At 62.4% G+C, this 26,221-nt stretch carries 27 protein-coding genes; 14 read left to right on the top strand and 13 right to left on the bottom strand.

The annotated features are described in order from the left end of the window. Positions 1-14 precede the first annotated feature (14 nt). The 3 genes from ffh to QN224_RS18980 form a co-directional block, all read right to left on the bottom strand. On the bottom strand, positions 15-1,592 hold the full coding sequence (ffh, locus tag QN224_RS18990; RefSeq protein ID WP_283977937.1) for a signal recognition particle protein: 1,578 nt from the start codon (positions 1,590-1,592) through the stop codon (positions 15-17). Positions 1,593-1,850: 258 nt separating this feature from the next. Next, positions 1,851-2,498 (bottom strand): cysteine hydrolase, encoded by a 648-nt coding sequence (locus tag QN224_RS18985; protein ID WP_283977936.1) that lies wholly within the window; start codon positions 2,496-2,498, stop codon positions 1,851-1,853. Further along, the gene (locus tag QN224_RS18980; protein WP_283977935.1) at positions 2,495-2,875 is read right to left on the bottom strand and encodes a MarR family transcriptional regulator; all 381 of its coding nucleotides are present in this window, start codon (positions 2,873-2,875) and stop codon (positions 2,495-2,497) included. Before QN224_RS18980 ends, QN224_RS18985 begins: the two co-directional genes overlap by 4 nt. Positions 2,876-3,090: 215 nt before the next feature. Here QN224_RS18980 and QN224_RS18975 point away from each other — a divergent pair, with 215 nt between their 5' ends. The 6 genes from QN224_RS18975 to QN224_RS18950 all read left to right on the top strand — a co-directional run bounded on the left by QN224_RS18975 (position 3,091) and on the right by QN224_RS18950 (position 9,675). Then, entirely contained in the window at positions 3,091-4,107 is a 1,017-nt protein-coding gene (locus QN224_RS18975; protein WP_283977934.1) for an MBL fold metallo-hydrolase, read from the top strand. Between the two features lie 93 nt (positions 4,108-4,200). Then, positions 4,201-5,106 carry a diaminopimelate epimerase gene (dapF, locus tag QN224_RS18970; RefSeq protein ID WP_283978051.1) on the top strand — a complete coding sequence of 302 codons (906 nt, stop codon included), beginning with the start codon at positions 4,201-4,203 and terminating at the stop codon, positions 5,104-5,106. Continuing rightward, positions 5,103-6,377: a tRNA (N(6)-L-threonylcarbamoyladenosine(37)-C(2))-methylthiotransferase MtaB gene (gene mtaB / locus QN224_RS18965; protein WP_283977933.1), complete on the top strand. Its 1,275-nt coding sequence runs from the start codon at positions 5,103-5,105 to the stop codon at positions 6,375-6,377. The genes dapF and mtaB overlap by 4 nt, the downstream gene beginning before the upstream one ends. A 15-nt stretch (positions 6,378-6,392) precedes the next feature. Further along, positions 6,393-8,180 (top strand): signal recognition particle-docking protein FtsY, encoded by a 1,788-nt coding sequence (gene ftsY, locus QN224_RS18960; protein WP_283977932.1) that lies wholly within the window; start codon positions 6,393-6,395, stop codon positions 8,178-8,180. Between the two features lie 272 nt (positions 8,181-8,452). After that, a complete protein-coding gene (locus QN224_RS18955; protein ID WP_173508721.1) occupies positions 8,453-9,085 on the top strand; it encodes a septation protein A in 633 nt (210 codons plus the stop codon). Then, positions 9,082-9,675 (top strand): DUF2585 domain-containing protein, encoded by a 594-nt coding sequence (locus tag QN224_RS18950; protein WP_283977931.1) that lies wholly within the window; start codon positions 9,082-9,084, stop codon positions 9,673-9,675. The genes QN224_RS18955 and QN224_RS18950 overlap by 4 nt, the downstream gene beginning before the upstream one ends. An 18-nt stretch (positions 9,676-9,693) precedes the next feature. On the opposite strand, the gene QN224_RS18945 is transcribed toward QN224_RS18950, so the two are convergent. From QN224_RS18945 to ccmA, 5 genes are all read right to left on the bottom strand, one after another. Next, positions 9,694-10,302 carry a DsbE family thiol:disulfide interchange protein gene (locus tag QN224_RS18945; protein WP_283977930.1) on the bottom strand — a complete coding sequence of 203 codons (609 nt, stop codon included), beginning with the start codon at positions 10,300-10,302 and terminating at the stop codon, positions 9,694-9,696. Further along, complete coding sequence (gene ccmD / locus QN224_RS18940; protein ID WP_269280427.1) at positions 10,299-10,475, bottom strand: heme exporter protein CcmD; 177 nt, start codon at positions 10,473-10,475, stop codon at positions 10,299-10,301. The genes QN224_RS18945 and ccmD overlap by 4 nt, the downstream gene beginning before the upstream one ends. Further along, positions 10,472-11,242 (bottom strand): heme ABC transporter permease, encoded by a 771-nt coding sequence (locus QN224_RS18935; protein ID WP_173508717.1) that lies wholly within the window; start codon positions 11,240-11,242, stop codon positions 10,472-10,474. Before QN224_RS18935 ends, ccmD begins: the two co-directional genes overlap by 4 nt. A 157-nt stretch (positions 11,243-11,399) precedes the next feature. Further along, positions 11,400-12,059 carry a heme exporter protein CcmB gene (ccmB, locus tag QN224_RS18930; RefSeq protein ID WP_173508716.1) on the bottom strand — a complete coding sequence of 220 codons (660 nt, stop codon included), beginning with the start codon at positions 12,057-12,059 and terminating at the stop codon, positions 11,400-11,402. Next, positions 12,056-12,679 carry a heme ABC exporter ATP-binding protein CcmA gene (gene ccmA / locus QN224_RS18925; RefSeq protein WP_283977929.1) on the bottom strand — a complete coding sequence of 208 codons (624 nt, stop codon included), beginning with the start codon at positions 12,677-12,679 and terminating at the stop codon, positions 12,056-12,058. The genes ccmB and ccmA overlap by 4 nt, the downstream gene beginning before the upstream one ends. A 267-nt stretch (positions 12,680-12,946) precedes the next feature. Here ccmA and acnA point away from each other — a divergent pair, with 267 nt between their 5' ends. The 3 genes from acnA to QN224_RS18910 all read left to right on the top strand — a co-directional run bounded on the left by acnA (position 12,947) and on the right by QN224_RS18910 (position 17,324). Continuing rightward, positions 12,947-15,637, top strand: coding sequence for an aconitate hydratase AcnA (acnA, locus tag QN224_RS18920; RefSeq protein ID WP_283977928.1), 2,691 nt, complete (start codon positions 12,947-12,949; stop codon positions 15,635-15,637). A gap of 174 nt (positions 15,638-15,811) precedes the next feature. Further along, positions 15,812-16,585 (top strand): thioredoxin family protein, encoded by a 774-nt coding sequence (locus QN224_RS18915; RefSeq protein ID WP_283977927.1) that lies wholly within the window; start codon positions 15,812-15,814, stop codon positions 16,583-16,585. A 331-nt stretch (positions 16,586-16,916) separates the two neighbouring features. After that, a complete protein-coding gene (locus tag QN224_RS18910) occupies positions 16,917-17,324 on the top strand; it encodes a DUF2794 domain-containing protein (RefSeq protein WP_283977926.1) in 408 nt (135 codons plus the stop codon). A 113-nt stretch (positions 17,325-17,437) separates the two neighbouring features. Here QN224_RS18910 and QN224_RS18905 read toward each other — a convergent pair whose 3' ends face one another. From QN224_RS18905 to QN224_RS18890, 4 genes are all read right to left on the bottom strand, one after another. After that, the gene (locus tag QN224_RS18905; protein WP_283977925.1) at positions 17,438-17,998 is read right to left on the bottom strand and encodes an N-acetyltransferase family protein; all 561 of its coding nucleotides are present in this window, start codon (positions 17,996-17,998) and stop codon (positions 17,438-17,440) included. A gap of 195 nt (positions 17,999-18,193) precedes the next feature. Next, entirely contained in the window at positions 18,194-18,931 is a 738-nt protein-coding gene (locus QN224_RS18900) for a Bax inhibitor-1/YccA family protein (RefSeq protein WP_173508710.1), read from the bottom strand. Between the two features lie 215 nt (positions 18,932-19,146). After that, positions 19,147-21,702 carry an ABC transporter permease gene (locus tag QN224_RS18895; protein WP_283977924.1) on the bottom strand — a complete coding sequence of 852 codons (2,556 nt, stop codon included), beginning with the start codon at positions 21,700-21,702 and terminating at the stop codon, positions 19,147-19,149. Then, positions 21,699-22,424: an ABC transporter ATP-binding protein gene (locus QN224_RS18890; RefSeq protein WP_283977922.1), complete on the bottom strand. Its 726-nt coding sequence runs from the start codon at positions 22,422-22,424 to the stop codon at positions 21,699-21,701. Before QN224_RS18890 ends, QN224_RS18895 begins: the two co-directional genes overlap by 4 nt. Before the next feature lie 73 nt (positions 22,425-22,497). Here QN224_RS18890 and QN224_RS18885 point away from each other — a divergent pair, with 73 nt between their 5' ends. After that, positions 22,498-23,139, top strand: coding sequence for an arylesterase (locus QN224_RS18885; protein WP_283977921.1), 642 nt, complete (start codon positions 22,498-22,500; stop codon positions 23,137-23,139). A gap of 114 nt (positions 23,140-23,253) precedes the next feature. Further along, positions 23,254-23,844 carry an RNA 2',3'-cyclic phosphodiesterase gene (gene thpR / locus QN224_RS18880; protein ID WP_269280402.1) on the top strand — a complete coding sequence of 197 codons (591 nt, stop codon included), beginning with the start codon at positions 23,254-23,256 and terminating at the stop codon, positions 23,842-23,844. Here thpR and QN224_RS18875 read toward each other — a convergent pair. Then, complete coding sequence (locus tag QN224_RS18875; protein WP_283977920.1) at positions 23,781-24,260, bottom strand: low molecular weight protein-tyrosine-phosphatase; 480 nt, start codon at positions 24,258-24,260, stop codon at positions 23,781-23,783. The genes thpR and QN224_RS18875 overlap by 64 nt on opposite strands. Before the next feature lie 196 nt (positions 24,261-24,456). Here QN224_RS18875 and QN224_RS18870 point away from each other — a divergent pair, with 196 nt between their 5' ends. From QN224_RS18870 to QN224_RS18860, 3 genes are all read left to right on the top strand, one after another. Further along, positions 24,457-24,774, top strand: coding sequence for a 4a-hydroxytetrahydrobiopterin dehydratase (locus tag QN224_RS18870; protein ID WP_173508704.1), 318 nt, complete (start codon positions 24,457-24,459; stop codon positions 24,772-24,774). Between the two features lie 97 nt (positions 24,775-24,871). Further along, positions 24,872-25,252, top strand: a complete 381-nt coding sequence (locus QN224_RS18865; protein WP_283977919.1) for a YkvA family protein — start codon at positions 24,872-24,874, stop codon at positions 25,250-25,252. Positions 25,253-25,655: 403 nt separating this feature from the next. Next, entirely contained in the window at positions 25,656-26,159 is a 504-nt protein-coding gene (locus QN224_RS18860) for an invasion associated locus B family protein (RefSeq protein WP_173508702.1), read from the top strand. The last annotated feature ends 62 nt before the right edge of the window (positions 26,160-26,221 follow it).

Genomic DNA, 26,221 nt, shown 5'->3' with positions numbered 1-26,221 from the left:
TTGTCTCGCGATCCTCACTTCTTCTTAGGCAAGCCGGGAAGGCCGGGGAAACCGAGACCCGGAAGCTTTGCGCCGCCCAAGCCTGGTAGTCCTTGACCGGGCAACCCGCCGCCACCGACGCCAGGCAGACCGCCGCCAGGCTTTCCGAGGCCGGCAGCTTCCGCCTGCTTCTGCAGGGCTTCGAGCTGCTTCGGGTCGAGCTTCGAGAGATCCGGCATGCCGCCGCCGAGGCCCCCAAGCCCCATCTTGCTGGCAAGGCCGCCCATCATCTGCTTCATCATGCCGCCTTTGCCCTTGCCACCCATCATCTTCATCATGTCCGCCATCTGGCGGTGCATCTTCAGAAGCTTGTTGATGTCGGCGGCATCGGTGCCGGAGCCGCTGGCGATGCGCTTCTTGCGCGAATGCTTGAGGATATCCGGATTGGCGCGCTCGGCCTTGGTCATCGACGAGATGATGGCAAGCTGGCGCTTGAAAAGCTTGTCGTCGAGGCCGGCGGCGGCCATCTTGTCCTTCATGCCGGCCATGCCCGGCATCAACCCCATGATGCCGCCCATGCCGCCCATCTTCTGCATCTGGCCGAGCTGATCGGCGAGGTCGTTCAGGTCGAACTTGCCCTTGGCCATCTTGGCGGCCATGGCGGCCGCCTTCTCGGCGTCGATGTTCTCCGCCGCCTTTTCGACCAGCGAAACGATATCGCCCATGCCGAGGATACGGTCGGCGACGCGGCGGGGATGGAACTCCTCGAGCTCATCCATCTTCTCGCCGACACCGATGAGCTTGATCGGCTTGCCGGTGACGGCGCGCATCGACAGCGCGGCACCGCCGCGGCCGTCACCGTCCATGCGGGTCAGCACGAGGCCGGTGATGCCGACGCGTTCGTCGAAATTGCGCGCGAGATTGACCGCGTCCTGACCGGTCAGCGCATCGGCGACGAGCAGGATCTCGTGCGGATTGGACTTCCGCTTGATCTCCGCCATCTCGATCATCAGCGGCTCGTCGATATGGGTACGGCCGGCCGTATCGAGGATGACGATGTCATGGCCGCCGAGCTTGGCCGCCTGGACGGCGCGCGCGGCAATGTCGGTCGGCGACTGGCCGGCGATGATCGGCAGCGTATCGACGCCCGTCTGGACGCCAAGCTGGCGCAACTGCTCCTGTGCGGCCGGACGACGCGTATCGAGCGAAGCCATCAGGACCTTCTTCTTGTCCCGTGCCGTGAGCCGCTTGGCGATCTTGCCGGTCGTCGTCGTCTTGCCCGAGCCCTGCAGGCCGACCATCATGATGACGACCGGAGCGGGCGCATTGAGGTCGACCGTCACGCCCTCGGAGCCGAGCATCTCAACGAGCTGGTCGTGGACGATCTTGACGACCATCTGGCCAGGCTTGATCGACTTCAGGATTTCGGCGCCGACCGCCTTCTCGCGAACCTTTTCCGTGAAGGAACGCACGACATCGAGCGCGACGTCGGCCTCGAGCAGCGCACGGCGAACCTCCCGGAGCGCCGCGGAAACATCAGCTTCCGACAGGGCGCCGCGGCCGGTCAGTCCATTCAATATGGAACCAAGACGGTCCTGCAGGCTCTCGAACATTCTCTCTTCCTTCTGGTTTCCGGTTTTACCAATGGTTCAGCCGGAAACGTGGGTTCCCTCGCCCGGAAAACAAGGCGCAAAGCCAAAAACCACCCGAGGGCGCAACGCGCTGTCGGATGTTGACCTCCGGGCTCTCTTTATACCTTTGCGGGGCCCGGTCGGCGGCTTCGAAGTCTTCACTTGCGAAGGAATTGGCCGCGATAAACAGGAAAGCGGGCGAAAAGTCAAGGATTGGCGGCAAATTCGCTGGAGGCCGCTTCAGGTGAGGACGGCACCCCGCCCTTCGAGCGCCTCGGAATGCTTGCGCCATTCACCCTCGTTGCGGCTCAATACGGCGTTTTCGAGGATCTCCACTCGGTAGCCGCGGTTGAGCGCACCGTTGGCCGTGTTCTGGACGCAATAGCAACCATCGAGCCCTGTCAGCAGCAACGTGCCGACCCTGTTGGCGGCGAGGTAGCCCTCGAGCTCCGGCGACGAGAAGCTGTCGCTCAACGATTTCACCACCTCGAAATCCGGCGTCAGCGGCAACGAAAGACCGAGCCCCTTCGAGCCCGGAATTCCCCGTCCCTCGCCAAACAGCCAGATCATCAGCCGGATGAGCGGAGCGCGATAGACATGACGGACGGCGATCACCGGTATCTCGGCTTCGCTCGCCTTGACGACGGCCGTGCTGATCATGGCAAGGCGCGCCTTCAGATAGGCCTCCTCCCAGCCGAACTTCCCGCCGACGGAGGTGAAATCCTTCTGCACGTCGATGACGAGCAGCGCCAGGTTCGGCCGCATGGAAATATCGATGCGCTCGCCGGTGGTCGGCGTATTCGCCCCCCGCAACTCGTACCTCAAGCGGACAGCAAAAAGGGCGACAGCAAAGACGATCGCCCCGACCACCGCGAGAACCGGTATCATCCGCGTTCCTCCACACCCCATTGGCGTGCCAGTTCCTCGAACGCCGCATCGACGCGAGTCATCACCCGGAGAGCCACCACCACCTCCGTCTGGTTGATGTCGCCGAGAGCGGCATGCAGCAGTTCGAGTTCACGCTGGTGGATCGCGTTGAACAACTCGCGGCCGGCGGGGGTTGGAGCGCAGAAATAGGCTCTGCGATGCTCCGGATTGGGCTTTTTCTCGATCAAGGCTTTCGCCAGGAGGCTGGCGGCCATGCGCTGGACGAACTGCCTCTTCATCGACAGCCGCCTTGCTGCTTCCGGCACCGTCAGCGGCTCGCCGCAGAGCAATTCCAGCACGGCACGCTCGGCGACCGTAATTCCTGCCCCCTCAAGCATTCTCTCCACCGTCCTGTTGACGTTGAGATGGATGGGGCGAAGAAGTCTGATAGCCTTGTAAAGGCGTTCCTGTTTATCGAAGCGAACAAGCATCGGCGCATAATAGCAATCGAGTTGTCATCTTCAAGAATTTGCTAAGGGCCCGTGCCTCGACCCTGTGATGAGGCGTCCGGCGCGCCTATCTTGTTCCATTGCAACGGCAGCCGAGGGCGGCAATGAAGAAGGGTGGCAATCCCTATTACAGTGGTCCCGTTTCGGATCATTTCGACGGCGTTCGCTTCTTCAATCCCGGCGGCACCGCGCCGCGTGGCTTCGGCGATCTGTTGCGCTGGCAGCTCGGCGGCCGCCGGACAAGATGGCCGGGCCACTATGCCAGTCCGTTCCGTCAGGCGAGACCCGACCTCAATGTCGACGGCGACGGTCTAAGGGTAACCATGGTCGGGCACGCGACGCTCCTGATCCAGGTCGGCGGGTTGAACATCCTGACCGACCCGGTCTGGTCGCATCGCGCAAGCCCCCTCACCTTTGCCGGTCCGCATCGGCGCAACGCGCCCGGCATTCTCATGGACGACCTGCCGCCGATCGATGTCGTGCTCATCACGCACAATCACTACGACCATCTCGACCTCGCCACGCTCACCGCGTTAAACGCGGAACACGCTCCACGCATCGTGACACCGCTCGGCAACGACACGATCATCCGGCGTTCGGTCCCGAACGCGGAAATGTCCGTTGTCGATTGGGGCGACCGGGTCGAGGTGGAAGACGGGATCACCATCCACGCCGAGCCCTGCCATCACTGGTCGGCCCGCCGCTCCGGCGACCGGCGCATGGCGCTATGGGCCGCCTTCGTGATCGAGACGACGGCCGGCAAGATCTATCATGTCGGCGACACCGGCTTTCACGATGGCATCAACTATCGTGCCGCCCGCACCAAGCACGGTCCATTCCGCCTCGCCAATCTGCCGTTCGGCTCCTACGAGCCGCGCTGGTTCATGGCGTCCCAGCACCAGAACCCGGAGGAGGCGGTCATGGGCATGATCGCCTGCGGCGCCGAGCACGTCGCCGGGCACCACTGGGGCACGTTCCGGCTGACCAACGAGGGGATCGAGGAGCCGCTGAAAGCCCTTGAGGCGGCGCTCGAAAAGGCCGGCATCGAACGGACGCGGTTCCGGGCATTGCGTCCCGGCGAGGTCTTCGACGTTCCCGCCTCCGCAAGGAGCGCCGAATAAAGCGGGCACTGGTAATTTCCGGGCTTTTCCGCCATATACAGCGCAAACGAAGGACGCCTCCCCGGAATTGGAGGCCAGTTGGACAATCGCGACATGGCCGACAGCGTACAATTTGCCAGGATGAACGGGCTTGGAAACAAGATCCTGGTCGTTGACATGCGCGGCCGGAAGGATCGCGTGACGCCTGAGGCCGCCATTGCGCTCAATGCCGATCCGGCCACGGAATTCGATCAGATCATGGCAATCCACGATCCGAAGGCCGCCGGCACCGATGCCTGGATCGAGATCATCAATTCCGACGGATCGATGGCGCAGGCTTGCGGCAACGGCACCCGTTGCGTCGTCCAGGCGCTCGCGGCCGAAACCGGCAAGAAGGCCTTCCTCTTCCATACGGTCGCCGGCCTGCTCGAAGCGAAGGAGCATGACGACGGCACGATCTCGGTCGACATGGGAAGCCCACGTTTCGGCTGGAACGAAATCCCGCTCTCGGAGGAATTCCACGACACCCGCCGGATCGAACTGCAGATTGGGCCGATCGACGATCCTGTCCTGCATTCGCCTTCCGTTGCCTCGATGGGCAACCCGCATGCGATCTTCTGGGTCGAGAACGACGTCTGGTCCTATGAACTCGATCGCTTCGGGCCGCTGCTCGAAAATCATCCGATGTTCCCGGAACGCGCCAACATCTCGATCGCCCGCGTCCGTTCGCCTCAGGAAATGGATCTCAGGACCTGGGAGCGCGGCACGGGGCTGACGCTTGCCTGCGGCTCGGCCGCCTGTGCCGCCACCGTCAGCGGTGCCCGGACTGGCCGGACGGAGCGGACGGTGACCGTGAACGTTCCGGGCGGGCCGCTCCTCATCGAATGGCGCGAGCGGGACGATCACGTGATCATGACCGGACCGGCCGAGTGGGAATGGTCGGGCACCCTCGATCCCTCCTCCGGCGCCTTTCAGCGCGACGGCGCACCGGCTGGCGACAGCGGAGCGCAGGCACTTTGAGCGGCGTCGAGGTCATAACCTTCGGCTGCCGCCTCAACACCTATGAATCGGAAGTGATGCGGGCCGAGGCCGAGAAGGCGGGGCTGAACAACGCCATTCTCGTCAACACCTGCGCCGTGACCGGCGAGGCCGTGCGCCAGGCGCGCCAGGCAATCCGCCGCGCGCGGCGCGAGAACCCGCACGCCCGCATCATCGTCACCGGCTGCGCCGCCCAGACGGAGAAGGAAACCTTTGCCGAAATGGCCGAAGTCGACGCGGTGCTCGGCAACGAAGAGAAGCTGAAGAGCGCTTCCTATCGCTCGCTGCCGGATTTCGGCGTCTCGGCGGAAGAAAAGCTCCGCGTCAACGACATCATGAGCGTGCGCGCCACCGCGCCGCAGATGATCAAACACATCGACGGGCACGTGCGCGCCTTCATCCAGGTGCAAAACGGCTGCGACCACCGCTGCACCTTCTGCATCATCCCCTATGGCCGCGGCAATTCCCGCTCCGTGCCGATGGGCGCCGTCGTCGAACAGGCGCGCCGGCTCGTCGAAGGCGGCTACCGCGAAATCGTGCTGACCGGCGTCGACGCGACGAGCTATGGCGCCGACCTTCCGGGAACGCCGACGCTCGGGCTGCTCGCCAAGACGCTGTTGAAACAGGTGCCGGACATCCTGCGCCTGCGCCTCTCGTCGATCGACAGCATCGAGGCCGATCGGCATCTCCTCGATCTGATCGCTGACGAGCCGCGCTTCATGCCGCATCTGCATCTTTCGCTCCAACACGGCGACGACCTCATTCTGAAGCGCATGAAGCGGCGGCATTCGAGTGCCGATGCCCGCGCCTTCTGCGACGAGGTGCGGCGCCTAAGGCCCGAGATCAGCTTCGGCGCCGACATGATCGCCGGCTTTCCGACCGAAACCGAGGCGATGTTCGAGAATGCCGCGCGCCTTGCGGAGGACTGCGGCATAGCCCACCTGCACGTCTTTCCTTACAGCGCCCGTCCCGGCACGCCGGCCGCACGCATGCGGCAGCTCGATCGGGCGCTCGTCAAGGAGCGCGCCGCCCGTCTCCGCGCGAAGGGCGCCGAGCTTCACGCCGCGCACCTTGACCGAATGGTTGGCAGCGAGCAGTCGATCCTGGTCGAGATGAACGGACTCGCGCATACGGAAAACTTCACGCTCGTCGATGCAGCCGGCCTCGAGCCGCGGTCGCTCATTAACGTCACGATCACCGGGCACAATGGCAAGCACCTGACGATGCAGCGAAAACAGCTGGCTGCGGCCTGACACGCGGATATTCCCATGGCAATCGGTTTCATCAAGAAGATCTTCTCCTTCGGCAAGGGCGCCGTCGAGGAGAAACCTGCGGCACCGCACGAGGCGCCGGAGGCGGCTATCGCTGAGGCGGTGACACCCCCCTCTGTCCCGTCGGAAGATCTCCCCGATGAGCCGCGGGCGGTCGAGGCTACCGCAGAGGACGACCGTCGCGCGATCGAGGACGCCGAAGCCGGCGCAGCGGAGATTACGCCCTCGGCCGAGAGCGCCGCGGATGAGGTCGATGCCCGTAGCGAAAAGGTCGAGGCAAACACCGAGACCGCTGCCGACGAGAACGTTGCGATAGAAGACGAGAGCGCGCCTCCTCCGATCTCCCCCCCTGTGGGGGAGATGCCCGGCAGGGCAGAGGGGGGTGGCTCCGATTCCGGGCACGCCGAAGTGTCTGATAGCGAAACCGACCTCGCTGCCGACATGGCGGCGATACCCCCCTCTGTGCCTTTGGGACATCTCCCCCACAAGGGGGGAGAGCAGAAGGTGGCCGGGGCAACCGCCGAGGACGACCGAACTGCCATCGGGGAGACAAAGGCGAGCACAGACGATCTTGCCACCTCGCCCGAATTAACAGCACGAGAGACCGACATCACAGATGACGTCGGCGCATTGCCCGGCCTAACCAAAGAAGACTCCACACGCGAAGGCGCCGCCGTCGACGAAAACGCCACGGTTGGAGAAGAGCGCGCCGCGCCTCCAATCTCCCCTCTTCTGGGGGAGATGTCCGGCAGGGCAGAGAGGGGTGAGGCAGCCGAACCGATGCTCTCAGCCGCACCGGCTCTGCCCAAAGGCTTCGCCATCTTCGACCAGCGTCCGAAGGAAGGAGCACCCGCCCTCCAGCCGAAGCTTAACTGGTACCAGCGCCTGCGCCGCGGCCTTGCGCGCACTTCGTCGCAGCTGACCGGCCAGATCGCCAGCCTCTTCACCAAGAGGAAGCTCGACGAGGCGACGCTGCAGGATCTCGAGGACCTGCTGATCCAGGCCGACCTCGGCGTCGAGACGGCGATGCGCATTACCGACACGCTCGCCTCCGAGCGCTACGGCAAGGACGTCTCCGGCGAGGACGTGTCGCGCATCATGGCCGGCGAGATCACCAAGGTGCTGGCGCCGGTCGCCAAGCCGCTCGAGCTCGATCTCAGCCACAAGCCGCACGTGATTCTCGTCGTCGGCGTCAACGGCACCGGTAAGACCACGACGATCGGCAAGCTCGCAGCAAAGCTCTCCGGCGCGGGCCTGAAGGTGATGCTTGCGGCCGGCGACACGTTCCGCGCCGCAGCCATCGAGCAATTGAAGATCTGGGCCGAACGGACGAAATCCGATATCGTCTCCTCGATGCTTGGCGCCGACGCCGCCGGGCTTGCCTATGAGGCGTTCCAGCTCGCGCGCGAAAAGAAGTCGGATGTGCTGATCATTGACACGGCCGGGCGACTGCAGAACAAAACCGAGCTGATGGCGGAACTCGAAAAGATCGTCCGCGTTCTCGGCAAGCTCGATCCCGACGCGCCGCACACGGTCCTGCAGACACTCGACGCGACGACCGGCCAGAATGCGCTCCAGCAGGTCGAGATCTTCCGCAATGTCGCGGGCGTCAGCGGCCTGATCATGACCAAGCTTGACGGCACCGCGCGCGGCGGCATTCTCGTGGCGATTTCCGCAAAGCACAAGTTGCCGGTCTATTTCATCGGCGTCGGCGAAGGCGTCGACGATCTCGAGCCCTTCGAGGCGAAGGATTTCGCCGAAGCAATCGCCGGCGTCGCCGCCTGAGAACGGCGACAGCCCTATAAGGAACGTTTGGACGCCGGCGGCCGCGCTGATATGGTTTTGCCGCAATGCTGGTGTTATGAGCAGTCAGAGCGGGGCGAGGAAGCGTGAAGCGGTTTTCCGCCCGCGCCCCACTCTACAGCCCCGCGCATCTTGTCAGACGCGCAAGGGACGCTGTAGCACTTTGAATTGCTGCATGTTTTTATCGTTAAATCGGCTACGATTTAAGGAACCATGCAGTAGCAAGACGAGAGATGCACGAACAGGATCCGCAAATGTCGACATTCGAGGCCGCCAAGCCGCGGAGAGAAGTAGGTCCGCTCCTGAAACTGGTGCTGGAGCTCGGGCCTCTCATGGTCTTCTTCTTTGCCAATTCGCGCGGCGACTGGCTGTCGCGGGAATTCCCCGCCCTTTCGCAACTCGGCGGCCCGATCTTCATTGCCACCGGCCTGTTCATGGCGGCAACGGCGACAGCGCTCGTCGCTTCGTGGATGCTGACCCGAACGCTGCCGATGATGCCGCTCGTTTCCGGGATCGTCGTCTTCGTGTTCGGCGCGCTGACGCTCTGGCTGCAGAATGACACGTTCATCAAGATGAAGCCGACGATCGTCAACACGCTCTTCGGCGCGATCCTGCTCGGCGGCCTTCTCTTTGGCAAGTCGCTGCTCGGCTACGTCTTTCACGCCGCCTTCAAGCTGGACGACGACGGCTGGCGGAAGCTGACGATCCGCTGGGGCCTCTTCTTCCTGTTCCTCGCGGTCTTGAACGAGATCGTCTGGCGCTCCTTCTCGACCGATTTCTGGGTCGCCTTCAAGGTCTGGGGAACGATGCCGATCACCATTCTCTTCACCCTCGCCCAGATGCCTCTGATCATGAAGCATTCGCTCGAACAGGATAGCGCCGAGTGACGATCGCAGCCGGGACGGACGACAGACAACGCTGGGCCCGGTTCTGGCTGATCGCCTGCCTTGGCGTGGTGGTGGTGGTCCAGATGCTGACGCAGTATCTCATGGGCCGGCTGTGGATCTGCGAATGCGGCTACGTCAAGTTCTGGGAGGGCGTGGTCAAGTCCAGCGGAAACTCGCAGCACATTACCGACTGGTACACGCCGTCCCACATCATCCACGGCTTCCTCTTCTACGGCCTCGGACACTTGGCTCTGCGCGGCAAGCCGCTGAGCGCGCGCCTGCTTCTCGCGACCGTGATCGAATCCGCCTGGGAAATTGCCGAGAACACGCCGATGGTGATCAACCGCTACCGTTCGGCGACGATCTCGCTCGACTATTTCGGCGACAGCATCCTCAACTCCACCATGGACACGCTGGCCATGGCCACAGGCTTCCTGCTCGCCTCTCGGCTGCCGGTCGCTGTAACAGTTGCAATCGCGATCGTCCTCGAACTCTTCACCGCCTGGACGGTGCGCGACAATCTGACCTTGAACGTGCTGATGCTCGTTTGGCCGCTCGACGCGGTGAAGGGCTGGCAGGCTGGCCTTTGACCTCAGTGATTTCGCCGCTCACGAGCCGGCCAGCGCCTTCTCGATCGCCGGCATCAGCCCTTCCTTGAGGCTGCGTTCGTCAAAAGGACCGACACGCTTGTAGAGGATCGTACCGTCGGCACTGACGAGGTAGGATTCCGGGATGCCGTAGACGCCCCAGTCGATCGCGGCCTTGCCGCGCGGGTCGACACCGATCGCCGAAAACGGATTGCCGAGCTCGCCCAGGAAACGCAAGGCATTTTCGTTCTGGTCCTTGTAATTGATGCCGACAACGGCGAGGCGCGGGTCCTTGGACAGTTGCAGGATGATCGGGTGCTCCTGCCGGCAGGGCACGCACCAGGAGGCCCAGACATTGACGAGCGTCAGCTTGCCCTTGGTCGCCGCATCGTTGAGCGCCGGCATCGGCTGGCCCGCAAGCGTCGCGCCTTCAAGCGGCGGCAGGTCGAGTTTCGGCGCCTTGGTGCCGATCAGTGCCGACGGGATTTCGCTGACATTCTTGCCGGAATTCAATTGGCTCCAGAAGATCAGCGCCAGTGCCGCGAAGATGATGAGCGGCAGCGCTGCAAACACGAAGCGCAAGACGCCGGGCTTGCGCTCGTCCGGCTGCGGCGCGTGGGTGCTGCTCATCGTCCGGCCCCGCCCGAGGCGTCCGCTGAGCGGCGTCGAATGCCTGCCGCCTCGAGTTCCTTCAATTCACGCCGACGGGCGCGGCCATCGCCGACGACCCAGAACACGAGCCCCGCCACCGTAACGGCGGCGACGGCATAGCTCGCAAGGACATAGGCGGCATGGCTCATCATAGTCCCTGTGCCTCCCGGCCGGCATTGCGCACTGCCTGACGGCGGAGCGACGTTACCCGGCGGCGCCATATCTCGTTGCGCATTGCGGCGATGTGCAGCGTGAAGAACAGAAGCGTGAAGGCGACCGCCATGATCAGAAGCGGCCACAAGAACTCGGGATCGATGGTCGGCCCGTCGAGGCGCAACACGCTTGCGGGCTGATGCAGCGTGTTCCACCACTCGACGGAGAACTTGATGATCGGGATGTTGACGAAGCCGACCAGCACGAGAACGGCGGAGACGCGCGCCGAGCGGGTGGGGTCGTCCATGGCACGATTGAGCGCGATCAGCCCGAGATACATGAGGAAGAGCACGAAGACCGAAGTCAGCCGCGCATCCCAGACCCACCAGGCCCCCCACATCGGCTTGCCCCAGAGCGAACCGGTGACGAGCGCGAGAAAGGTGAAGCAGGCGCCGATCGGTGCGGCGGCCTTGGCGGAAACGTCGGCCAGCGGATGGCGCCAGACGAGTGTGCCGAGCGCGGAAATCGCCATCACCGTGTAGCACATCATGGACAGCCAGGCCGCCGGCACATGCACATACATGATGCGCACCGTTTCGCCCTGCTGATAATCGCCCTCGGTCGTGAAGGAAAGCCAGAGGCCAACGGCGAAGAACAGGACAGTGGCGGCGGCAAACCAGGGCAGCACACGGTCCGCCAACGCCAGAAACCGGGTCGGATTGGCGAGATCGCTGAATTTGCGTATGGCCAAGCTGTTTTCGCTCATATCGGCTCTTTAACGCGGAAGCATCCCTTCCGCAATTGACCCCGGTCAATCACGATTGCGTTAATGCATGTCGCCAAGACGCGCAGCGGTCTTGGGCAAAGACATGCACAACCAAAACGCAAAGCGCACCGCATCGGTTCATTGACCGTAACGCGCCTCAATCGGCCGAATGCCTGAGCGCGGCGGCTGCGGCGACCGGACCGATGACTGCGAAGAACAAGGTTATCGCCATCAATATCATGAAAGGCGGCAGAAACGGGGCGGGCTCCTCGATCGCCGCATAAACCGCGCTGACGCCGAAGATCAGCACGGGAACGGCGAGCGGCAGAACGAGGATCGAGACGAGCAGGCCGCCGCGCGGCAGGGCGACCGCAACCGCCGCACCGACCGCGCCGATGAAGGTGATCGCGGGCGTTCCGGCAAGAAGCGTCAGCATCGTCGCGCCGATCGCGAGCTCGTTCATGTTCATGAAGAGGCCGAGCAGCGGCGAGGCGATGACAAGCGGCAGGCCGGTCGCGGCCCAATGGGCGGCGCATTTGACGAACACCGTCATGAGCAGCGGTGTTTCCTGCATCAGCAGGAGATCGAGCGACCCGTCTTCGCGCTCTGCCTGGAAAAGACGGTCGAGACCGAGCAGCGAGGCGAGCAACGCCCCGATCCAGAGCATCGCCGGACCGATGCGCGCGAGCAGGTTGAGATCCGGTCCCACCCCGAAAGGCACGACGGCAACGACCGTCATGAAGAACAGCACGCCGATCATGGCGCCTCCGCCTGCGCGCACGGAGAGCTTGAGGTCGCGAAAGAAGAGGGCAATCAAAGTGTGAACCCCTTCATCTGCAGGCCCTGCGTCGACCGGAGCCCCAGAGGCTGATGGGTGGCGGCGATGACGATGCCGCCGCGTTCGAGATGCCCCGTCACAAGCCCGGCGAACAGTCTGTCCGCCCCCGCATCGAGCGCTGCGGTCGGCTCGTCGAGCAGCCAGATCGGTCTATGGGCGACAAGAAGCTTGGCCATGGCCATGCGCCGCTGCTGGCCGGCCGAAAGGTAGCCGAAGGGCAGGTGCGTGATGTCGGCAAGGCCTACGGCTTCGGCCGCAGCGGCGATATCGACGCCGGAGCCTCCCGGCGAATCACCCATGAATCGCTGCCAGAAGGAAAGATTTTCCCGTACGGTCAACTCGCGCTTCATCGCGTTGCGGTGGCCGAGATAGTGGCTGAGCTCGCGTGGGTGGTCGAATTCCGCCGGTCCTTCCTCGATCCCGAGCCTGCCCGATTCGGCCTGCAAGAGACCGGCCAGAACCCTGAGCAGGGTCGACTTGCCGGAGCCGTTCGGACCCGTCACCACAAGAGCCTCTCCCTCTCCGAGGGAAAAGGAAATATCGTTAAAAATCAGGTCCTCGCCGCGCCTTGCACTCAAACCTTCAGCCAGCAGGCGCATGTATTTTCAGCTTCCTTGACGCTCTTTGCCGCACAGCAAAAAAAGTTCCGATTGGACGTTGGTTGGTCTGGCACCATTTGGAGAAATTATCTATAACGCGGCCAACACGCCAGCGGTCGGCGTGAATTTCATCCAAGCGCCGAACATGGAATGACATTCCACGTACGGACAGCGGAAATGGCCGCACCCGCATCCCAATTCGCGCTTCCTGCGCTCGGGCGTTCGTACGTCAGTTTTTGGCGATCAGACGGAACGGGGTATTATCCAGTGTCCAAATCCCTCGACAGCTTCAAATGTCGCTCCACGCTCACCGTCAACGGTGTGGATTATGTTTACTACAGCCTGCCGAAGGCGGAAGCGAACGGCCTTGCCGGCGTTTCGAAGCTTCCCTATTCGATGAAGGTGCTGCTGGAAAACCTGCTGCGCAACGAGGATGGCCGCTCGGTCACCAAGAAGGACATCGAGAACGTCGCTGCCTGGCTGAGCGACAAGGGCACCGCGGAAAACGAAATCGCCTATCGTCCCGCACGCGTGCTGATGCAGGACTTCACCGGCGTCCCGGCCGTTGTCGATCTCGCGGCAATGCGCGACGCCATGGTCTCGCTCGGCGGCGACGCGGAGAAGATCAACCCGCTGGTTCCCGTCGATCTCGTCATCGACCACTCGGTCATCGTCGACGAATTCGGCACGCCGCAGGCCTTTGCCCGCAACGTCGAACTGGAATACCAGCGCAACGGCGAGCGCTACCGCTTCCTGAAATGGGGCCAGCAGGCCTTCAAGAACTTCCGCGTCGTGCCCCCCGGCACCGGCATCTGTCACCAGGTGAACCTCGAATATCTCGGTCAGACCGTCTGGACCCGCGAAGAGGACGGCGAAATCACCGCCTATCCGGACACCTGCGTCGGCACCGACAGCCACACCACGATGATCAACGGCCTCGGCGTGCTCGGCTGGGGCGTCGGAGGCATCGAAGCCGAAGCCGCAATGCTCGGCCAGCCGGTCTCGATGCTGCTGCCGGAAGTCATCGGCTTCAAGCTGACGGGCAAGCTCAAGGAAGGCGTCACCGCGACCGACCTGGTGCTGACCGTCGTGCAGATGCTGCGCAAGAAAGGCGTGGTCTCGAAGTTCGTCGAATTCTTCGGCCCCGGCCTCGACAACATGACGCTTGCCGACCGCGCGACGATCGGCAACATGGGTCCGGAATACGGCGCGACCTGCGGCTTCTTCCCGGTCGATGCCGAAACGATCAACTATCTCACCATGTCCGGCCGTGAAGAGCAGCGCATCGCGCTGGTCGAAGCCTATTCCAAGGCGCAGGGCATGTGGCGCGAAGGCGACGGCTCCGAGCTCGTATTCACCGACACCTTGGAACTCGACCTTGGCGACGTCGTGCCGTCGATGGCTGGCCCCAAGCGTCCGGAAGGCCGCATTGCGCTGGAAAACATCGCGTCCGGCTTCGCTACCGCGCTCGAAGGCGATTACAAGAAGCCCGGCCAGCTTTCGAACCGTTACGCTGTCGAAGGCACGGATTTCGATCTTGGCCATGGCGACGTCGCAATCGCGGCGATCACCTCCTGCACCAACACCTCGAACCCGTCGGTGCTGATCGCGGCCGGCCTGCTCGCCCGCAACGCCGTCGCCAAGGGCCTGAAGACGAAGCCCTGGGTCAAGACGTCGCTCGCACCGGGATCGCAGGTCGTCGGTGAATATCTGGCGAAGTCCGGCCTGCAGGCTGACCTCGACAAGCTCGGCTTCAATCTCGTCGGCTTCGGCTGCACCACCTGCATCGGCAACTCCGGTCCGCTGCCGGGCCCTATCTCCAAGACGATCAACGACAAGGGCCTGATCGCCGCCGGCGTTCTCTCCGGCAACCGCAACTTCGAAGGCCGCATCTCGCCGGACGTCCAGGCGAACTACCTCGCCTCGCCGCCGCTCGTCGTCGCCTATGCTCTCGCAGGCACGGTCCAGAAGGACCTGACCAGCGAACCGATCGGCGAAGACAAGGACGGCAAGCCGGTCTACCTCAAGGACATTTGGCCGACCTCGCAGGAGATCCAGGACTTCATTTTCAAATACGTCACCCGCGAACTCTACGCGACGAAATATGCGGACGTGTTCAAGGGCGACGCCAACTGGCAGGCGGTTCAGGTTCCGGCCGGGCAGACCTATGCCTGGGACGAGGCTTCCACCTATGTCCAGAACCCGCCTTACTTCGTCGGCATGGGCAAGACGGGCGCCGGCATTTCCGACATCAAGGGCGCTCGTGTCCTCGGCCTCTTCGGCGACAAGATCACGACCGACCACATTTCTCCGGCCGGCTCGATCAAGGCCGCGTCTCCGGCGGGCTCCTACCTGCTCGGCCATGGCGTGACTGTTGCCGACTTCAACCAGTACGGCACCCGCCGCGGCAATCATGAAGTGATGATGCGCGGCACCTTCGCCAACATCCGCATCCGCAACCACATGCTCGGCCCGAACGGCAAGGAAGGTGGCTACACCATTCACTATCCGTCGAAGGAAGAGATGTCGATCTACGATGCGGCCATGATGTACAAGGAAGAGGGCGTTCCGCTTGTCATCTTCGCCGGGGTCGAATACGGCAACGGTTCGTCGCGCGACTGGGCGGCCAAGGGCACCAACCTGCTCGGCGTCAAGGCCGTGATCGCCCAGTCCTTCGAGCGCATTCACCGTTCGAACCTCGTCGGCATGGGCGTCATTCCCTTCGTCTTCGAAGAAGGCATGACCTGGGAGTCGCTGGGCTTGAAGGGCGATGAAATCGTGACGATCGACAACCTCGCCAATGTTCAGCCGCGCGAAAGGCGCGTGGCTCGGATCACCTATGGTGACGGCTCGGTCAAGGAAGTTCCGCTGATCTGCCGCATCGACACGCTTGACGAGGTCACCTACGTCAACAACGGCGGCATCCTGCAGACGGTTCTGCGCGACCTCGCGGCCTGAGTCTGCCGACCGTCTTACGGCTTGAAAGCCGGGGCATCGAATGATGCTCCGGCTTTTTCACGTCCCCGTACCGGTAAGCGGCGAGATACTCACTCCAACGTGACTTTCCGTTGAAGAACGGCCGTCGTATGTATGATTTCCCGCATTCGAGCCTGCCGACCAAGAAGTGACGCCATGACATCCGCCTGCAAAACGACCATCCGGCGTCTCGCCCTGACGATAGCGTTTCTGGGGGCCGGCTGCGGGGCGGTGGCTGCGGATGATGGAACGACAATCAAGGGTGTTGTCGAACTCTTCACCAGCCAGGGCTGTTCGTCCTGCCCGCCCGCGGATGCCGCGCTGAAGAAGCTCGTCGACGAGGGTGACGTCGTCGCGCTCGCCTATCACGTCGACTACTGGAACTATCTGGGCTGGGCCGACACGCTCGCTTCCAAGGAAAATACCGAACGGCAATATGCCTATGCCCGCATGCTCGGCAGCAACGGCGTCTATACGCCCCAGGCCGTCCTGAACGGGCGCGATCATCTCAACGGCGCCAATCTACAGGCGATCAGGAGCCGGCTCGACACGATGAACACCGACGGCCGGGGCCTGGCCGTTCCGGTCGATGCCGCGATCGCCGCCGATGAAATCTCGATCAAGATCGGTGCCGGCGAAGGCAAGGCAAATGTCGTCGTCGTCTATTTCGACCGGGCCAAGGTGGTCGATGTCGAGAAGGGCGAAAACAGTGGCAAGCAGATCGCCTACTGGCATGCCGTGCGCGACATACAAACGATCGGCATGTGGGACGGCAAGCCCGCCGAATTCAGATTGCCCGCTTCCGTCCTGATCGAGGGACGTGGCAATAGCGGCTGCGCCATTCTGCTGCAATCGATGAAGGATGCGGATACCCCGGGCGCCATCGTCGGAGCAGCCGCCGTTCTTGCCGGCCCGCAGGGCAAGCTTTGAACCCCGCAGGGTAAGCTTTGAACACGGAATTTTTCTGAAACGGGGGTGGTTCGGCCCGGCAGCATCGAGGGGCTGGGGCTGAGGGTTCGAAGTTACCGGACCGAACCGGTCATGTCTGCGTTCGTAATCTCCCGCAGCATGACGACCTGTCCGGACATACGGTGGCAACGACTCTGTCCGGCAGCGGTCGGAGTTTTGCCGTGAATTGGGGCGGCGATTTGACTGAATTGCGGCAAGGACAAGAATTGCCGGTATTGTTCAACAGCTTCCGTCTTGCTTTTCAGATCGTGTCAGGCACACTGTCGTGGTTCTGTCACATCAGAAGGCCGGAATGCCGATGACCGATGAACCGGATTTGCCGCAAGGCGAAACGCGTCGCCAGGGCCAGACCACGTCGGAAGTGGTCGACTTCCACGAGTACAAGAACGCCAGAAATCCCCCTCCCGTTACATTTCATCGCCGCGAGCTGGACCAGATTTTGCGACTCTATGGCCGCATGGTCGGCGAAGGCGAATGGCGCGATTATGCGATCGACCACACGAGGGATCGAGCTGTTTTCTCAGTGTTCAAGCGATCGGGGGAAACGCCGCTTTACCGGATCGAGAAAAATCCGAAGCTTGCGGCAAAACAGGGTGCCTATAGTGTGCTCAATGCCCATGGCACGATATTGAAGCGTGGCCATGAGCTTGCCCAGGTGCTCAAGGTGTTCGACAAGGTGCTGAAGCTCGTCGAGACCTGAGACGCTTCTCCGAAGCCAGCGCGGTACAATGACGGAAAAGCCTACGTTTGCCGCAATTCAGCGCGGGATGAGGAAAAGTGTGCGCAGTTTTCCGCCGCCCTCTTCGCTCATGTCTAAGACCGGTAGAGCGTATCCGGATAGACGCCTTCGGCCGGATCGCTGGCCGTTCCTTCGCCGAGCGCAAGCTGCATGATGGCCGTGTCGAGCCACCGGCCGTGCTTGAAGCCGGTCGCCTTCATCAATCCCTGGTGCTCGAAGCCGAGAGCCCGATGCAGCGCGATCGATGACGGATGCGCGCCGCCGATCACCGCCACCATCTGGCGGAAACCAAGCGCGGTGCATCGTCTGACCAGTTCCGCGAGCAGGGCCCTGCCGACGCCTTTGCCGCGGGCCTCCGGCGCAAGATAGATGGAGTCCTCCACCAGGAACCGATAGGCCGTCCGCGTGCGGAATGCGGAAGCATAGGCGTAGCCGATGATCTCTCTTCCGTGATCTTCCTGTGCCACGATGTAGGGATAGCCATTGCCGGTAATCGTCGAAAAGCGCAGTGCCATCTCCGCCTCGGAGGGCGGCGTTATCTCGTAGGTCGCGACGCCGTTCAAAACGGACTCGCGATAGATCCCGGTAATTGCTGGAAGATCGGCAGCGACGGCGTCGCGGAGAGTGACAGGCATGGGACTTCGTGGCGTTAGGACTATGCGACCAATCGCATGGATCGGGCGAGGCGATCAAGGCTGTTCGGCTGCAGCTCATTAGATCGGTTTACGGTTCAAAGCCTCGCGGCAACCTGTCCTCGTCAGAAAAGAGGCTGAGCGCTACAGCAAACAAAAAAGGCGGCCGAAGCCGCCTTTTCCGTGAATGCGCATGCACTACTCGTTCTTGTTGCCAAGGAACTGCAGCAGGAACATGAACAGGTTGATGAAGTCGAGATAGAGCGTCAGCGCGCCCATGATGGCCTTGCGGCCAGCAACCGCGACGTCATCGGCCTCGAAGTACATTTCCTTGATCTTCTGGGTGTCATAGGCTGTCAGGCCTGCGAAGATCAGCACGCCGATCACCGAGATCGCGAAGCCGAGCGCCGAAGACGCCAGGAAGATGTTGACGATCGACGCGATGATCAGGCCGAAGAGGCCCATGATCAGGAACGTGCCGAAGCCGGACAGATCCTTCTTCGTCGTGTAGCCATAGAGCGACAGGGCGCCGAAGGAGGCGGCCGTGACGAAGAACGTCTGCACGATGCTCTGGCCGGTGAAGACCAGGAAGATCGAGGACAGCGAAAGCCCCATCAAGGCGGCGTAGATCCAGAACGTCGTCTGCGCTGCGGAGACGCTCATCGAATTGATACGGAAGCTCATGAAGAATACCAGCGCCAGCGGCGCGAGCATTACCACCCACTTCAAGGGCGAAGCGTAGATGAGCTGGGCGAATGCCGGATTGGAGACGGCAAGCGCATAGGTGCCGTAAGCTGCTACACCTGTGATCGCCAGCCCGAGAGCCATCAGGTTGTAGACCTTCAGCATGTAAGCGCGAAGGCCTTCGTCGATCACGGCACCCGCTTGAGCGCCGGCGGGCGACATTCGGGTTTGGTAGTTTCTCAGATCAGCCATTGTTTCCTCATTTAAGCCCCGGTTGAATTGACGGTGTCGGGCGACAAGTGAAGTGTTTGTCCTTCAAGCGCCCAGGCGCCGCTGCGGGGCTCCAGCATGCCTGTGGACAAATATGATGTCGAAAACGATCAGGCACAAGACCCGGAACCCCCGGAATCGCGCAAAGCCGGGCACTCGCTCATCAAACAAGGGTGATTGACGGTTAATTTCCGCCCTCACAATTCACGCAGCACCGGTGCGGCTTTCTGGCCGAGAATGCGCCAGGTCCCGGCAAGACCGATGCCGACAGTCATGACAAGCGCGACGACGATGGTGGCGACGGCAACGTCCGGCAGGAAATCGGACGGTAGCGTCATCACGCGGCTGACAACGAACCAGGCGGAGACGCCCCCAGCAAACAGCGCGAAGACGGCCGTCGCGAAGCCGAGAATGACGTACTCGTAACTGAAGGCGCGGATCAGCGTGCCGCGCGTGGCGCCCAGCGTCTTCAGCACCACCGCATCGTGAATGCGCGCGCGGTTACCGGCGGCGAGCGCTCCTGCAAGGACGAGAACCGACGCGATGAGGGCAACGGCCGCGGCGGCGCGAATGGCCGTCGCAAGTTGCGCGAGAAGCGTGTTGACGATATCGAGCGCATCCTTGACACGCACGCTCGTGATCGTCGGATAAGTATTGGTGACCGACTTCAAGACCGCCGCTTCCTCCTTGGCGGTGGCATCGGGATCGATGACGGTTGCGAGCCAGGCATGCGGCGCGCCGGCAAAGGTGTTCGGCGAGAAGACCATGACGAAATTGATCGACAGCGATTCCCATTCGACATTGCGGAAATTGGCGATCTTCGCCGTGATGTTGCGGCCGAGCACGTTGACCGTAACCGTGTCGCCGAGTTTCAGGCCGAGTTCGCCGGCTTCCTCCGCCGAGAACGAGACCAGCGGTTCACCGGCATAGTCTTCGGGCCACCAGGTACCTTCGGTGAGCGTCGAATTCTCCGGCCGGTTCTTGGCATAGGTGATGCCACGGTCGCCGCGCAGCACCCATTGCCCGCCGGGTGGTACGTTGTGGCTGTTCACGTCCTCGCCGTTGAACGCCACGATACGCCCGCGCAGCATCGGCACTTCGACGACCTTGCCCTTCGGCATCGCCTGGGAAAGCAGCGACCGGAACCCCCCGATCTCGCTGCCCTGGATATCGACGAAGAAGAAGTTGGGCGCGCGCTCGGCCATGTCGCCGGTGAGTTCGCGCCGAAGATTGCCGTCGATGAGCGCCAGTGTCACGAGCAGGGCGAGGCCGAGACCGAGCGACAGCACCACCGATGGTGTGAGGGCGCCCGGGCGGTGGATATTGCCGATCGCCAGCCTTAGCGCGGGCGAATTCACGCGCGGGCTGCGCCGTGCCAGCCAGGAGATCAGCAGCGACACGCCGCGCAGGACGATGAAGGCAAAGGCGATCGCGCCGAGAAAGATCAGCGAAATGCTGCGATCGTAGGCCGTCCAGACGGCAAGCCCGGCGAGCGCCATAAGGCAGGCGAGAGCACCCACGAGATAAGGCCAGGCCGGAAAGCCTGTTGGTTCGAATCCCTGCTGCCGGAAAAGCGCGGTCGCCGGCACCCGGCGCGCGCGGCCGAGCGGAAGGATGGCGAAAGCAAGCGCCGTCAAAAGGCCGAAAAGCGCCGCAAGGCCGAGCGCCGAAGGATATAGCTGGAACGACGTCGGAACGGGGAGCACATCGGCGAGGAACTGGGCTGCGACGAAGGGGATCAGTGCGCCGAAAATCAGGCCGACGCCGATACCGATCAAAGCGATCATCAGGATCTGCGCGAGATAGACCATCGCGACCAGTGACGCGGGGGCGCCGAGGCACTTGAAGGTCGCGATGACGCTGCGCTTGCCATCGAGATAGGCACGCACCGCATTGGCGACGCCCACGCCGCCGACGATCAGCGCCGTCAGGCCGACGAGCGTCAGGAACTGCGAGAACCGCGTGATATTGGCGTTGAGCGACGGCGCGGCATTACCGCTCGTCCGGATCGACCAGCCAGCCGACGGGAATCGCTTCTCCGCCTCGGTGCGAGCAGATGCGACGCGCTCCGGATCGGCAAGCTTGACCTTGTAGCCATGCTCGACGAGGCTGCCGGTCTGCACCAGCCCCGAGGCGGCGAGTGCCTCCGCCGAGACCATCAGCCGCGGCGCAAAGCCGAAGCCATCGGAAAGCGCGTCCGGCTCCCGGACGATTGTGGCGTTGATCCGAACCCGCGCATTGCCGAGCAGGATTTCCTCTCCAAGCCCTATACCCAGACGCTCCAGGAGCAGCGGCGCGGCCACCGCACCGAACGCTTCAGCCCGTTTGGACAGGAGTTCCGCGAGTGGCCTTCCCGGTTCGCTTTCAAACGCGCCGTAGAGCGGGTAGGCACCGTCGACGGCCTTCAGCTCAACCAGGGCCTGGTTGGAACCATCGGCAAGCCGCGCCATGGAGCGCAGGCCCGAGGAAACGGAGACACTGCCGAGACTGTCGAGAAAGGCTCGTTCTTCGACTGTCGCCACGCGATTGTTGAGTTCGAAGCGGATATCGCCGGCAAGGAGTTCCTGCCCTTGTGAAGCGATTGTCGCGCTGATCGACTGCGAGAGCGAATTGACACCGGCGATCGCCGCCGTGCCGAGTGCGATGCATGCTAGGAAGATGTAGAAGCCCTTGAGGCCGCCGCGCATTTCCCGCAGCGCCAGCCGGAGGGCGAGCAGCGGGCGAAAGCGGTTGATGGCGCTTGCCTCGCTCATGCCGACGCCGCCTCCTGGCGAGCCGCAGTCGCCCTCGGTTCGGCATACTCGCCCGAGACGATCTCGCCGGAGCGCACCTGCACCTGTCGCACGCAGCGCCCGGCAAGCGCGGCATCATGCGTGACGAGAACCAGCGTCATGCCGCGCTCGCGCTGTTCCGCGAAGAGAAGATCGGCGATCTGCCGGCCGGTCTCGGCGTCGAGGTTGCCGGTCGGTTCGTCGGCGATCAGCAGTTTCGGTGAAGGCGCCAGCGCGCGGGCGATCGCCACGCGCTGCTGCTCGCCTCCCGAAAGCTGCCCCGGATAATGCGTCAGGCGCTCGCCCAGACCAACCGCAACGAGTTCCTGGCGCGCGATGTCGAAGGCATCGCGGACATTCGCAAGCTCAAGCGGCACCGCGACATTTTCAAGCGCGGTCATGTTGGGAATGAGATGAAAGGATTGGAAGACGATGCCGATGTTGCGGCCTCGGAAATCCGCGAGCCGATCCTCGCTCAACCCGTGCAGGGGCGTGCCGTCGATGACGATCTCGCCGCTGTCGAGCCGCTCCAGGCCGGCAAGCACCATCAGCAATGTCGATTTCCCGGATCCGGAGGGGCCGACGATCCCCACGGATTCGCCGACGTCGACTGTCAGGCTCACGCCTTTCAGCACATGGACCGCCGCCGCGGCCTCGCCCAGCGTCAAGTCGGCGTTTTTCAGCTCGATGATGGTTTTTGCCACGCGAAACAGTCCTATATGAAAACGAGACTGGATGACGAAAATGATTGCCCCTCGGGCATTTAGGAACGAGCCTATGGCATTAAAAGATTTTCTGCGCTTTTTCTTGAGCCTGGCAATGACAATCGCGTTATCGTCAGCGGTGCGCGCCGAGAGTGTAAGTCTCGTCGGCTTCGGCGACAGCCTGATGGCCGGCTACCAGCTCCCGCCCGAGGACGCCTTCCCTGCCCGCCTCGAAAAGGCTTTGAAAGACAAGGGTTTGGACGTCGCGATCGTCAATGCCGGCGTTTCCGGCGACACCACCTCCGGCGGCCTTGCCCGCATCGATTGGTCGGTGCCGGATGGAACGAAAGGCGTAATCCTCGAGCTTGGCGCGAACGACGCGTTGCGCGGCATTCCGCCGGAGGAGTCGCGAAAAAATCTCGAGGCGATGATCACCCGGCTCAAGGAGCGCGGTATCGCGGTATTGCTTGCCGGCATGATGGCCCCTCCCAACATGGGCACCGACTATGCCGCCCGCTTCAACCCCATCTACCCGGAGCTGGCGGCGAAATATAATCTCGAATTCTATCCGTTTTTCCTCGACGGCGTGGCGATCGATGCGGCGCTGAAGCTCGAAGACGGAATGCACCCAAACAGCCAGGGCATCGGCAAGATGGTGGAGCGTTTTCTGCCTGTTGCGGAGCGGTTCATCGCCTCGCTGGACAAAGCGGAGTGATGTTTCGGTCCACAGTTAAGAGAACGTTAACGCTCTGTCACGATAAATAACAGTTGCGTGCAGACTCGATGCGTGATTCGCTGAGATATCTGCAAGAGATTCGGGGAGCTCGCCATGCCGAGACTGTTCACCGCCCTCGAAATTCCGCGCAATGCAGCGATGAGCCTTTCCTTGCTGCGCGGAGGTCTTCCCGGAGCTCGATGGATTGATGTGGAAAACTATCACATCACTCTGCGTTTCATCGGCGATGTCGACGGACGCACCGCCGACGAGATCGTCGAAAGGCTCGACCGGATCGAGCGCCCCGAGTTCCAGTTGCAATTGACAGGCACGGGCGCCTTCGGCTCCAAAAAACCGCATTCGGTCTGGGCCGGCGTCAGCAACGAACCCGAAATGTTTGCGCTTCAGGCGGAAATCGAACGCATCTGCCAGCGCATCGGCCTGTCGCCGGACCCGCGCAAGTTCACGCCACACGTGACTCTCGCGAGATTGCGTTCCTCGCGCGTCGAGGACGTCGTGAACTATCTCTCGGGGCGCGGCAATTTTCTCACCTCACCCTTTACGGTCTCCCGCTTCGTTCTCCTGTCGTCGCGCGATTCCGTCGGCGGCGGCCCTTACCTGACCGAAGAGGTTTTTCCGCTTCACGAGGCGCGTTCCCCGAGTCTCGCCAACAGCGACAAGCATCCGGCTTCCAGCATCTGGTAGACCGCTTCGAAGGCGTCCGCCGCTTCTTCGTAATAGGGATCAGGAACATCTCCGTCCCGGCCGGTGGCATAGTGCATGAAAAGATGCACCTTGCCTGCCATTGCCGAAGGCGCGAGCACGCTGAGGTCGCGGACGTTGCTCATGTCCATGCCGAGGATCAGGTCGAAGGCCGAAAAATCCGCCGTCGTGATTTTGCGCCCGCGCAGGGCCGCTATATCGATCCCGTGCGCCTTCGCCACCGAAATCGACCGTTGATCCGGCGGAGCGCCGATGTGCCAACCGCCGATGCCGGCGGAATCGATGGAGACCGCGCCGCCATGGCCCGCCCTTTCCGCGAGGTCCCGCAGGATGCCCTCGGCCAGGGGTGAACGACAAATATTGCCAAGACAAACAAAGAGAATTCTGACCGGTTTCATGTTATCCAGCTGGCATTGAGAGTTGCGCGGCATCGCCGCGCGGAGTTTATTCGAGACCACAGCGCCGTGCATCTCTTCGGACGCACAAAGGTCGCTGTAGCACTTCGAATTGCAGCAGCTTTTATCCTTAAATCGGTTCCGATTTGAGGATAACCTGATGTGGTCCGTGTCAGGCACGAAGACAGGGAGAAACAGCATGAGGCCGGAAAAACTGGATGCCGAGGCTGTCGCCGATCATTTGCACAAGATGGAGGGCTGGGTTCTCGCCGAGGATGGCGCATCGATCTGGAAAGCGTTTCGCTTCAAGAATTTTGCGGAAGCGTTCAGCTTCATGACGCAATGCGCCCTTGCCGCCGAGAAACTCGATCACCACCCCGAATGGTTCAATGTCTACAACAGGGTCGATGTCACGCTTTCGACGCACGACGCGAATGGGCTGACGGAGCTCGATTTCAAGCTGGCGGCGAAAATGGATCGCGCGGCGACCGGGCGGATGCCCGACCATTTGAAATAGCGCATGCCTTCCCCATATCAGACTGCGGCTCACAACCCCGCGCGTCTTGTTTGACGCACAAAGATCGCCAGCACTTTGAACTACCGGAACAGACGCGATGGACGATATCAAGATCGGTGAAATTCTCCTCCCCGGCGAGGAATCCGAACAGGAACGCCGGGAACGCAAGGTGCGCCGCCGGTTCTGGCCGACCTTTCGCCGCGCAGCCCGTCAGATTCCCTTCAGCCGTGATCTCGTCGCCGCCTTTTATTGTGCGGTGGATCCAAAGACTCCGACGCGTACACGCGGCATCCTGCTCGCGGCCCTAGCCTATTTCGTCCTGCCCCTCGACTTCGTGCCGGACATGCTCGCCGTCGTAGGCTTTTCCGACGACATCGCCGTGCTGACGGCTGCCTTTGCCGCGATCAGCGGCCAGATCAAGGAAGCGCATTACCACAAGGCCGACGAGGCCCTGCGCGACAGGTCGGATGACGAATGATCCTCACAATGCGCGACCGCCGCATTTCTGCCTGAAAGACAAACTCTTGCCCGATTCTTTGTGACATAGATTCCGCAAACGTGACGGCTGTGGGCGAAAACGGCTGCAGGACAGTGCGTTGCGGCGAGATTTGAGACAGGGAACTCCTACCGGCCACGGCCCTCCAGAATTGACGATCGACCGAACCGGCAATCCGCAGGCATGAAGAACGGCACGCCGACATGTGGCCAGCTTCGACTGCACGGGTGTTTCGCTGGCCTGTTTCGGGGCGGAAACGAGCGGATTTCAGTGATCGTTGACGGTTTAGTAACCTGAATTAAGTCAAAATAAATCAAATCGTGACTATGCATCGGCCGTCTCACCTGTTTCGGGCGATCGCAAGCAAGACAAGCGGCAGGACCTCATGTTTGTAAGAAAGATCGCAACTGCAATCGCACTCGTACTGGCAGCGGCCGGCGTTGCTGCCGCTCAATCTCCCACACGCATCCAGCAGTTCAACGCCTGGGGCGCCTATTCCTATCAGGCCGGCGCCGGCAAGGTTTGCTACGTCCTGTCGGTTCCGAAGGAGAGGAGCCCTGCCGGTGTAGATCATGGCGATATCTTCTTCCTCGTCTCACAGCGCCCGGGGCAGAACATCAGCTACGAACCGCAGGCGATGATGGGCTATCCGCTGCAGGACAATTCCAAGGTCAACGTGATCATCGACGGCCGGACCTTCACCATGTTCACCAAGGGCAATTCCGCTTGGGTCGAAAACGCCGCGGAAGAACCGGCGCTGGTGGCGGCGATGAGATCGGGCAAAGACATGTCGGTCAGCGCAAAATCCCGCAAGGGAACCGCGACGTCCTATTCCTATTCCCTCTCCGGCATCTCGGCTGCGCTGAAGCAGATCGAAGCCTGCAAATAACACCTGCGGCGCTTTACGTCCTTTAGAAGCACAAAGGTCGACATAGCACCCTTGAATTGTCG

The organism is Sinorhizobium sp. 7-81, from assembly GCF_030124405.1.
Classification (GTDB): Bacteria; Pseudomonadota; Alphaproteobacteria; order Rhizobiales; family Rhizobiaceae; genus Sinorhizobium; species Sinorhizobium psoraleae.
The sequence above is the reverse complement of the archived record's forward strand: the minus strand, read 5'-3'. Positions and strand labels throughout refer to the sequence as shown.